The sequence below is a fragment of the Paenibacillus phytohabitans genome (assembly GCF_013141775.1).
GTDB classification, from domain to species: Bacteria; Bacillota; Bacilli; order Paenibacillales; family Paenibacillaceae; genus Paenibacillus_AQ; species Paenibacillus_AQ phytohabitans.
On sequence record NZ_WHOB01000097.1, the window covers coordinates 328,362 to 338,741 of the forward strand.

Below are 10,380 nucleotides of genomic sequence, written 5' to 3' on the forward strand. Positions count from 1 at the left end.
AAGGATGTTTTTTAGGAATAAAAGAATCCTGATTATCGGCGGAACGGGCACCATTGGAAAGAGCATTGTCAGACTGATTTTACAGGATGAGCCTAAAGTTATCAGAGTATTCAGCAGAGATGAATATAAACAATTTGAGCTGCAAAATGAACTGGGCGGACATCCAAAGCTAAGCTTCCTGATTGGGGATATTCGTGATTATGACCGTGTGTTGTATGCGATGCAGGATATGGATTATGTGTTCCATACAGCGGCGATGAAGCATGTGTCATTTTGTGAAAATAACCCTTATGAAGCTGTCCTTACGAATATTGTCGGCACGTACAACGTGATTAAAGCCGCGAATCAGCAAAACGTGCAAAAAGTCGTGTTTACCAGTACGGATAAAGCTATTGCTCCGACCAACAATTATGGTGCAACCAAGCTATCCGCGGAGAAGCTTATCTCCTCTGCTGAATATTCGCGGGGTTCCGGCACAACCGTGTTCTGTACGGTGCGCTTTGGCAATGTGATGGGCTCCAGAGGTTCGGTCATTCCCTTATTTGATAAGCAGGTCAGAGAAGGTAAAGCCATCACCGTGACAGATTTATCGATGACAAGATTTATGATGACCTTAGAACAGGCGACCAGGCTAACCGTCCAGTCCCTGCAACTGGCTAAAGGCGGAGAAACGTTTATTCTAAAAATGCCTGTAATTAAACTGAACGACCTGGCAGAGATTGTTGCGGAATTGGCATCGGAGAAATATGGGCTTCATCCGTCAGCAGTGGACATCGTTGAGGTTGGCCTAAAGCCTGGTGAAAAAAGGTATGAAGAGCTGATGACGTATGAGGAATCCTTAAGTGCTTATGAGCTGCCGGATCTGTATATTGTGCCCTCTCCGTTTGCTTCTCCAAAAGCATACCGGAAGGCAAGCAGGCCGAAGCCCGGTACCTACAGCTCTGAAGGCGAGATTCCGCTGACTAAGGAACAAATAAGGAAGTTGGCCATTGCACAAAATCTAATCTAGTGGAGGTTATTATGAACATACTCGTAACCGGTGGCACAGGCTTCATTGGCAGATGGGTTGTAGGGCGTTTGTTAAAAGATGGACAAAAGGTATGGGTAATCGATAATTTGGCCAATTCATCGCTGGATAATTTGAACGAGTATGCGGGCGATGAAAATCTGCAAAGGGTTAAAATAATGGATCTCAAAAACAGAGCGTCCTTACAGGAGCTTTTCCGGGAGAACGCATTTGACCTGTGCTACCATCTTGCCGCGAGCATCAATGTTCAAGACAGCATAGACGATCCTGAAACGACGTTTAACAACGATACAATGGCTACCTTTTATTTACTGGAAGAGTGCCGTAAGCAGAAAGTGAAAATGGTCTTTATGAGTACATGCATGGTCTATGCCAGAGCCAATGATGAACAGGGCATTGACGAGTTGTCTCCCATCAAGCCGGCATCCCCCTATGCAGGCGCCAAAATTGCTGCTGAAAATATGGTATTATCCTATTTCTTCGCCTACGGATTGCCCGTTGTGGTCGTGAGACCGTTTAATACGTATGGCCCTTTTCAGAAGACCGGCGGTGAAGGCGGAGTGGTCGCCATCTTTATTCACAATAAATTAAAGGGCGAGCCCCTTAATATCTATGGGGACGGCACACAATCAAGGGATTTGCTGTATGTGGAGGACTGCGCTGATTTTGTGGTTGAAGCGGGCTATAGCGATCAGTTAAACGGAGAAATTGTCAATGCGGGCACCGGAAAGGATATTACTATTAACCGTTTGGCAGAGCTTATTTCAGATGGACAAGTGCCTATTCATCATATTCCCCATATTCATCCGCAAAGTGAGATCCAAAAGCTGTTATGCAATTTTCAAATGGCTGAACGGAAGCTGTCCTGGACACCGAAGGTACCGATTGAAGAGGGAATCAAACAGACGGAGCAATGGATTCAATCCGCCCTTCATCGAAAGGAGCCTTTCCAATCATGAGTAAAAGCAGATTGGCTATCCTTGGCGGAGCTCCCGTACGTGCGCAATATTTGCCTTATGGACAACAGATCATCGATGAAGAGGATATTAAAGCGGTGGTGAAGGTGCTGCAAAGTGACTTCTTGACAGGGGGTCCGGCCATTGAGCAATTTGAATCCGAGATCGCAGCGTTTACCGGAGCAAAGTATGCAGTGGCCTTCTCAAGCGGGACAGCAGCACTGCATGGTGCCTGCTATGCAGCCGGAATTGGCGGGGGAGATGAGGTTATTACCACACCAATGACCTTTGCTGCCTCATCCAACTGTGTGCTCTACCAGGGAGGAAAGCCGGTATTCGTCGATATCGATCCGCTGACGTATAATCTGAATCCAAAGCTGATCCAGGCCAGCATTACACCAAACACCAAAGCAATTATTCCTGTTCATTTTACCGGCCAGCCCGCTGAGCTGGATGAAATCATGCAAATTGCCCGTGAACATAACCTGATTGTGATTGAAGATGCGGCCCATGCGCTGGGTGCAACATATAAAAACAGAAGCATCGGAGCCATCGGTGACATGACGATGTTCAGCTTCCATCCGGTAAAGCATATAACAACGGGAGAAGGCGGAATGATTGCGACAAATAACCCGGTGTATTATGAGAAGCTGCTGCAATTCCGGACCCATGGAATCACAAGGGATCAGAGCCGCTTAAGGGATAATCATGGCCCCTGGTATTATGAAATGCAGTTTCTCGGGTTTAACTACAGAATCACAGATATTCAAACCTCACTGGGTACCTCACAGTTACGTAAAATCGGCAGCTTCATCGAAAAACGCAAGCAGCTGGCGGAACTGTATATCCGGGAGCTGGGCGCAATCCAGGAAATCATTCTCCCGCATCAGCTTCCCTATGTGGAGTCGAGCTGGCATCTGTTTATTGTCAAGCTTCAGCTCTCCAAACTGAATGCCACCAGAAGACTGATCTTTCAGGCGCTGCAAAAAGAAAATATCGGTGTGAATGTCCACTATATCCCGACGTATCTTCACCCCTATTACGAAAGCTTAGGCTTTCAAAAAGGAATTTGCCCGGTCGCTGAAAGCTGCTACGAGGAGTTTATTACTCTTCCCTTATTCGCAGGAATGGATCAGGAGGATGTAATGGATGTGGTGGCTGCCGTGAAGAAGGTAATCAGCCATTATTCTAATCAATGAAGAAGGGAGGGATCAGGATGGCCAAAGTAAAGGTGATTGCGGAGATTGCCAATGCTCATTCAGGTGATCCCGGGCAGCTGAGCGCATTGATTCTTGCTGCCGCCGGCAGCGGCGCGGATGGGGTGAAATTTCAATGGTTTAATTACGGCAGTATAGCCACACCGGACTTTATCCACTATCAGACGTATATGGATTTGTCCATGGATAAGACCCTGTGGGCCGATGCCGTAACTCTTGCGAAGGGTCTCGGATTAGAAGTATGGGTAGACATCTATGATGAATGGGGCGTGGAGCTGTTAACCGAGCTGGAGGATCAGGTGGACGGTTTGAAGCTGCCAACGACTGTATTACAGTCGAAGCCCCTGATTCAAGCGCTGAAGAAGTTTAACAAGCCATTGTTAATCGGGGTGGGCGGCTGGTATGAACAAGAAATGGAGACCCAAGTAAATTATATTAAAAATAATTTTAAAGGTCCGCTCATTTTGATGCACGGCTTTCAAGGATACCCTACACGCACGGAAGATGCCAATCTAAGCCGTATTGCCTATTTCAAGCAAAAATATCAATTGAAAGTTGGATTTGCCGATCACGAGGATGGGGGCCATGAAATGGCGGTAGATATGCCAGTGTATGCGTATTTACTGGGGGCAGATCTCATTGAAAAGCATATTACTATGAACCGTTCGGAGAACGGGATAGATTATTATTCCGCACTGGAGCCGAGCGAATTCAAGCTCATGGTGGATAAGCTGCGCAGCGCAGAGAGTGTCCAGGGCAGCTTGGAAGTAAAAGAATCAGAAAGAAAGTATCTTGAGGATTCCACGTTAAAGATAGTTTCCAGAAAGGATCTCCGTCCGGGTGAGCTGATTACAGAAGAAAAAATTATTTATAAACGCTCTTCTGTACCCGATGCCTTCATGGCACAACAGGCAGCGGAACGATTTCCCCTTATCTCAAGGGTAGCTGTTCCAGCCAATACTCCCATCACTCCAGATAAGGTACACGAGCCCAAAATTTGTATTGCCGTGCTCTGCAGACTGAAGTCAACACGGCTCCGGCGGAAGGCGCTGCTTCCGATCCATGGTGTCCCTTCCATTGAAAGATGTCTAATGAATTGTCTGGCAGTCCCCAATGGTTATCAGGTAATTCTGGCTACTTCAGATCTTCCGGACGATCAGCCCCTTACGCAGTTCACTCTGGATAACCGGGTGAAGATTGTAACTGGAGATCCGGAGAATGTTGCGGAGAGACTGCTGATTGCTGCTGAAGCAACAAATTCGGATATTGTTGTCCGTGTCACAGGCGACAATCCTGCTATTTCACCGGAGATGCTTGGCTTCATGATAGAGCAGCATGTAAAAAGCGGAGCCGATTTCACCCATGCCAAGGAGTCTACGATGGGCACAGTCGGAGATGTCATTACCGTTGAAGCGCTCAGAAGGTTGTTGCAGCATACAGACCAACTGACGCATGCAGAATATCTGTCCTTTTATTTCATCAATAATCCCACCATCTTTAATGTAAATGCCTTAGTCCTTCCCGAGAAATGGGTCTATCCGGACTGGAGACTGACACTGGATGAGGCTAACGATTTGGAGCTGTTTGAGCAAATATACCGTGATTTGGACATTGGAAAAGGACCGCTTCACTTTGAAGAATTAAAGACCTATTTGCTGAACAACCCTAAGGTGACCGCGATAAACAGAGGGAATACAGTGAAATGGCGGGATGATACGATACTGGTTCATGAGCTGAATGAAGCGACAAAACTGAACGGACTATGAACTATGTGAGGCTTCGGATGATGAATAATAAAACCAGGCTTATGCTGGGTACGGCCCAGCTGGGCGGAAATTATGGGATTGCAAATGCAGAGGCTAATCTGACTGTGCAAAGCAGCAGACAATTAATTAACTATGCCATTTCTGCAGGGATCGGTTATTTAGACACAGCACCGGGATACGGGGACAGTGAAACCATCATTGGCGGTTGCTTGGGAGATTTCAATCCGAAGACCAGGCCTGCAGTTGTAACGAAGCTGCCTTCGGTACAGAGATTAGGGCTCAAGACGGAAGAAGAGCGCAGAAGCTTCGTATATTCCTCCGTTATGTCTTCGCTGGACAGATTAAAGCTGGCTGCTCTGGATGTCTGTCTTTTACACGATCCTCTGGATATGAGCGCCTACAAGGGCGGAATAATTGAAATTCTTAATGAGCTAAAGCAAAAACAGATGATCCGCAGAATCGGTGTTTCGGTATATGATCCTCAGGAGGTTGAGACTTTTTTGAGCTTGGAGGGTGTGGACAGTATTCAAATACCAGTTAACTTGTTTGACCAAAGATTGATAAGGAATGGAATGCTAAACCGCTTATCTGAAAAAGGAACAGAGATCTTTGCCCGGAGTGTCTATCTTCAAGGACTACTTCTTATGGACCCGGAGAAGCTTCCTGATAAGCTGAAACAAGCCGAGGCACCCTTGAACCTGCTGCTGAAGTATTGCGAAGATACAGGGATATCCATAAAGGAGCTTTGCTTTTTATTTGTAAGAGATCTTCCGGGGTTAACGGGGATCGTAGTCGGGTGTGAGACGGTGGAGCAATTAGAGGAAAATCTTAAATGGATGTCCTTGCCTCCTTTGAAGCAAAAGATAATGAAAGAGGCGGGTGGCTTATTCGCTGAACTGTCTTTACAGATCATTGACCCCAGGAGGTGGAAATGACATGGTGCGCACGCTGAATGAACTATTTAATTTAGACGGCAAAACAGCGGTAGTAACAGGCGGTGCAGGGTATTTAGGCACAGCGATCTCAGAGGGGCTTGCTGAAGCCGGTGCTGCCGTGTACCTTGTAAGCTCCAATGAGCAGAAATGCAGGGAGTCTGCGGAGAGGATCGCCGGGCAAACTGCCGCCGCATGCTTCGGTAAATATATGGATATCCGCAAAGAAGAATCTATAAAAAAATGTTTTGAGGACATCTCCGCAGAGGCAGGGAGCATTGACATTCTAGTGAATAATGCCGCCTTCAGCGCACCGGGAAAGCTGGTCACCATGACTGAGGAGCAATGGCTGGCAGGGATGGATGGCACGATTAACGGGACGTTCAGATGCATTAAAGCCGTATTGCCTTACATGATCGAACAAAAAAACGGCTCTATTATCAATATATCCTCCATGTATGGCCTGGTCTCTCCAAACCCCGTGATCTATGGTGACAGCGGGATGGATAACCCGGCAAATTACGGGGCAGGCAAAGCGGCCATTAATCAATTCACCCGTTATATTGCCTGCCACTTCGGGAAACACGGAATCAGAGCCAATACAGTATCCCCTGGCCCTTTTCCCAATCCATCGGTTCAAGATAATCCCCATTTCATCCGGCAGCTTGAAGAGAAAAATCCGTTGGGCCGGATCGGTAAGCCTGAAGATTTAAAAGGGGTCATGGTATTTCTTGCCTCAGCGGCATCAGGCTACATTACAGGGGAGAACATTTCGGTAGACGGCGGGTGGACCGCATGGTAACCGGGGCGCATAAGCAGGTGAATATATTCTTCCGGGTCGATTCTTCCCGTCAAATGGGTACAGGCCATGTTATGCGCTGCCTTACACTTGCTAATGAGCTTGCCGGAAGAGGTGCGGGGGTTACGTTCATTTGCCGTGACCTGCCCGGAAATCTGGCACATTATATTATGGATCAGGGCCATCAGGTATTGCTGCTGCCTGCGCCGGGTGATCCGGCTTATGCGGCATCCTGGCTCCAGGTAGACTGGCGCCGGGATGCGGCGGAGACAGCGGAGCGAATGACCTCCTCTTCACCGGCGGATTGCCTGATCATTGACCATTATGGCATTGATCACAAATGGGAGGCAGTCCTTGCGGAGAAGGTGGACAGGATTGTTGTAATTGACGACTTGGCCGACCGGCCGCATCAATGCAGCATGCTGCTGGATGCCAATGAATCGTATGCCAAGGATCGTTATCAGGGTCTGGTCCCGGACGGCTGCGTGAAATTAATAGGTACCCGTTATACCCTGCTGCGGCCTGAATTCCGCTCTGCCAGGCGGCGGTTAGCGGAACGTGACGGAAGAATCAACAGAATTCTTGTGTTTTTTGGCGGCACAGATCCAACCGGAGAAACCTTAAAAACATTACAGGCCTTAACCCTTCCTGCCTTTGCTGATATTCACATTGATGTAGTAACCGGCGCTATGAACAACAACAAGGAAGCCATTGCAGAAGCATGCAGCGCTATGCCGAATGCCGTATTTCATTGTCAGATCGATTATATAGCCGAATTAATGCGGAAGGCTGACCTGTCCATCGGAGCCGGCGGAAGCACAACCTGGGAGCGGTGCTATTTAGGCTTACCTACGCTCTCCGTTGTAACGGCTGATAACCAAAGGGAGATCACAGCCCTGGTTCATGATAAAGGGGCTGCCCGTTGCCTGGGCCTTAGTGCTGACGTAACCGTACAAAGAATTGAAGACGGATTAAACGAAATGCTTGCCAGCCCCTCACTGGTGAAAGAAATGTCTGAGAAGGCTCTTCAGCTTATGGGAGAAGGGCGGTTGAATGAGGTTATAGACAGGATCATGGGAGGGGACAATGGCGGACATTAACGACTATAAGCTGGAGAACCTGGGTCAAGAACACAAGAGCCTTGTCCTGGAGTGGCGCAATGCCGGCCATATCCGTCCTTTTATGAATCATGCTGAGCCCATTCCCTTAGAGGAGCATTACAGATGGCTGAATTCTGCGGAGAAGGATGCAAGCAAGCTGGTGAAATTATGCTTTTATCAAGAACAGCCTATAGGTCTTGTTCAATTCTCACATATCAATCTCACTAACCAAACCTGTGAATGGGGCTTATATATTGGGGATCAGGCTTCTCCCCGGGGTTCGGGAAAGATCATGGGGATCTTAGCGCTTGATCTGATTTTCAAAGAAAGACAGATGAGGAAGGTAAGCGCCCAAATCCTGGATTTTAACCAGAAGAGCTTGTCCTATCACCGCAGATTAGGGTTTGTGGAGGAAGGCAGGCTGTGCAAGCAGATTCTAAGAAATCAACAATATACCGATGTGGTATTAATGGCGATCTTTCGCGAGCAATGGGAGAAGCACAGTGAAGTGTTGAAAGAGGAGGCTGCGGGAGCAAATGAAGGAAATCACGATCGGTAACCGGCGTATAGGAAGCGGGCATCCACCTTTTATCATCGCGGAAATGTCCGGCAATCATAACAAGTCACTTGACCGGGCGCTTGAGCTGGTTAAGGCAGCGGCCAAGGCTGGCGCACACGCGTTTAAAATTCAAACGTATACACCCGAAACGATGACGCTGAATATCCATGAGAGAGATTTCATGATTCCGGAATCCAACGGGCTTTGGAAAGGAAAGTCTCTATTTGAGCTCTATAAGGAGGCGTATACCCCCTGGGAATGGCACGGTAGAATATTCGACGCCTGCAGGGAATTAGGGATGATTCCCTTCAGTACACCGTTTGATGAAACCTCGCTTGAGTTTTTGGAGACCCTGGGTGTTGCCTGCTATAAAATTGCCTCTTTTGAAAATAATGATATCCCGTTGCTCAAAAAAGTCGCCTCCAAGGGAAAGCCGATGATTATTTCCACAGGAATGGCTTCGCTCGGCGAAATCGAACATGCGGTAAACACAATAACCGGTGCAGGCTGCAGTGAGTATATTCTATTAAAATGCACAAGCAGTTATCCGGCTTCGCCCGAAAACTCAAATCTGAACACCATTCCGTATCTGAGCGTAGTATTTCATTGCCAGGTAGGCTTATCAGATCATACCCTGGGCGTGGGGGCCGCCGTTGCAAGTGTAGCGCTGGGCAGCACTGTCATTGAAAAGCATTTTACCCTTAACCGTGAGGATGGCGGGGTTGATGCGGCTTTTTCACTGGAGCCCGGGGAATTTGCTTCCCTCGTGAGAGAGACGGATACGGCCTGGAGGGCACTCGGCAGGGTTTCCATCGGTCCCACGAAGGACGAGGAGAAATCACTTCAATTCAGGCGGTCGATATATGTATCTAAGGATATAAAGGCTGGTGAAGTGCTGACTGGGGATAATATTAAAGTAATTCGTCCAGGATATGGTCTAGATCCGAAATACTACGACCTGCTGTTAGGAAAACAAATGAAAAAGGATCTTCCCCGCGGCACTCCGGTAAGCTGGGAGCTGTTATTATAACCCTGCCTTCCCGGTTCCGGGCCTATGGATCTTGACAATTGGTTCTAAACAGACTATAACTAGAACATATCTGTAATCCATTGAATCGAAATTCGATGACGGGACAAGTACGATAAGGTAACGTTCTCCAGAGAGTCGGTGTTTGCTGCGAGCCGATCGTTCACGCCTTGCCGGAAGATCCTCCCCTAGAAGCTAAGCTGAAGCGTATATGCATACGTGTGTAAGCTATGCCGTCTGCCGGACGTTATCCCGGACCCGTGTGGCATTTCTGCATGCGGAACTGAGATTGTACTGAATACACTCCCCTAAGGATGTGCATGAGGTGCAAATTAGGGTGGTATCGCGAGCGCTGTCTCGCCCCTTTGGGGGCTGGATGGCGCTCGTTTGTGTTTACATCCCCCTAAATCCCCCTTTCCAAGGGGGACCCCAAGGGCTGGCCGCCCTCTGGACACCCGCAACAACTGCTCCGAGTGGGGAGGGACGATGGCGGAAGGGGAAGGATTACTGCGGCGGAGGGCGCGGCCCTTCTTAGGCTGCCCTGACGGGTACGCCTGCGGGGCCTTAACTACAACGACAAGACCCGAGGCGAAGCCCGGCCCAGCGCTGCCCTTCGGGTTCGCGGGCCGGGTGCCAGGGCAAGAGCGAAGCCCCGGCCCAGCGCTGCCCTAACGGGTTCGCGGGCCGGATGCCCGGCAAGAGCGAGGCCCCGGCCCAGTGCTGCCCTAACGGGTTCGCGGGCCGGATGCCCGGCAAGAGCGAGGCACCGGCCCAGCGCTGCCCTTCGGGTTCGCGGGTCGGATGCCCGGGCAAGAGCGAAGCCCCGGCCCAGCGCTGCCCTAACGGGTTCGCGGGCCGGATGCCCGGCAAGAGCGAGGCACCGGCCCAGCGCTGCCCTCCGGGTTCGCGGGCCGGGTACCCGGCAAGAGCAAGGCCCCGGCCCAGCGCTGCCCTTCGGGTTCGCGGGCCGGGTACCCGGGCAAGAGCGAGGCCCCGG

The 10,380-nt window shown here is 49.4% G+C and carries 9 protein-coding genes; all 9 read left to right on the plus strand.

Annotated elements, in window-relative coordinates:
- The first annotated feature begins 4 nt into the window (after positions 1 to 4).
- From GC101_RS34975 to pseI, 9 genes are read left to right on the plus strand one after another with little or no spacing between them, the layout of a single operon-like run.
- Positions 5 to 1,009 carry an SDR family NAD(P)-dependent oxidoreductase gene (locus GC101_RS34975; protein ID WP_171721030.1) on the plus strand — a complete coding sequence of 335 codons (1,005 nt, stop codon included), beginning with the start codon at positions 5 to 7 and terminating at the stop codon, positions 1,007 to 1,009.
- Between the two features lie 11 nt (positions 1,010 to 1,020).
- Entirely contained in the window at positions 1,021 to 1,986 is a 966-nt protein-coding gene (locus GC101_RS34980; RefSeq protein ID WP_171721031.1) for a dTDP-glucose 4,6-dehydratase, read from the plus strand.
- Positions 1,983 to 3,182, plus strand: coding sequence for a UDP-4-amino-4,6-dideoxy-N-acetyl-beta-L-altrosamine transaminase (pseC, locus tag GC101_RS34985; RefSeq protein WP_171721032.1), 1,200 nt, complete (start codon positions 1,983 to 1,985; stop codon positions 3,180 to 3,182). The genes GC101_RS34980 and pseC overlap by 4 nt, the downstream gene beginning before the upstream one ends.
- A gap of 17 nt (positions 3,183 to 3,199) precedes the next feature.
- On the plus strand, positions 3,200 to 4,966 hold the full coding sequence (locus GC101_RS34990) for an N-acetylneuraminate synthase family protein (protein ID WP_171721033.1): 1,767 nt from the start codon (positions 3,200 to 3,202) through the stop codon (positions 4,964 to 4,966).
- A 41-nt stretch (positions 4,967 to 5,007) separates the two neighbouring features.
- Entirely contained in the window at positions 5,008 to 5,901 is an 894-nt protein-coding gene (locus GC101_RS34995; protein ID WP_246354652.1) for an aldo/keto reductase, read from the plus strand.
- A 1-nt stretch (position 5,902) separates the two neighbouring features.
- Positions 5,903 to 6,700 (plus strand): SDR family NAD(P)-dependent oxidoreductase, encoded by a 798-nt coding sequence (locus GC101_RS35000; protein WP_171721035.1) that lies wholly within the window; start codon positions 5,903 to 5,905, stop codon positions 6,698 to 6,700.
- Complete coding sequence (gene pseG, locus GC101_RS35005; RefSeq protein ID WP_246354653.1) at positions 6,694 to 7,797, plus strand: UDP-2,4-diacetamido-2,4,6-trideoxy-beta-L-altropyranose hydrolase; 1,104 nt, start codon at positions 6,694 to 6,696, stop codon at positions 7,795 to 7,797. Before GC101_RS35000 ends, pseG begins: the two co-directional genes overlap by 7 nt.
- A complete protein-coding gene (gene pseH / locus GC101_RS35010) occupies positions 7,784 to 8,356 on the plus strand; it encodes a UDP-4-amino-4,6-dideoxy-N-acetyl-beta-L-altrosamine N-acetyltransferase (RefSeq protein ID WP_171721037.1) in 573 nt (190 codons plus the stop codon). The genes pseG and pseH overlap by 14 nt, the downstream gene beginning before the upstream one ends.
- Positions 8,334 to 9,386: a pseudaminic acid synthase gene (pseI, locus tag GC101_RS35015; protein ID WP_171721038.1), complete on the plus strand. Its 1,053-nt coding sequence runs from the start codon at positions 8,334 to 8,336 to the stop codon at positions 9,384 to 9,386. Before pseH ends, pseI begins: the two co-directional genes overlap by 23 nt.
- The last annotated feature ends 994 nt before the right edge of the window (positions 9,387 to 10,380 follow it).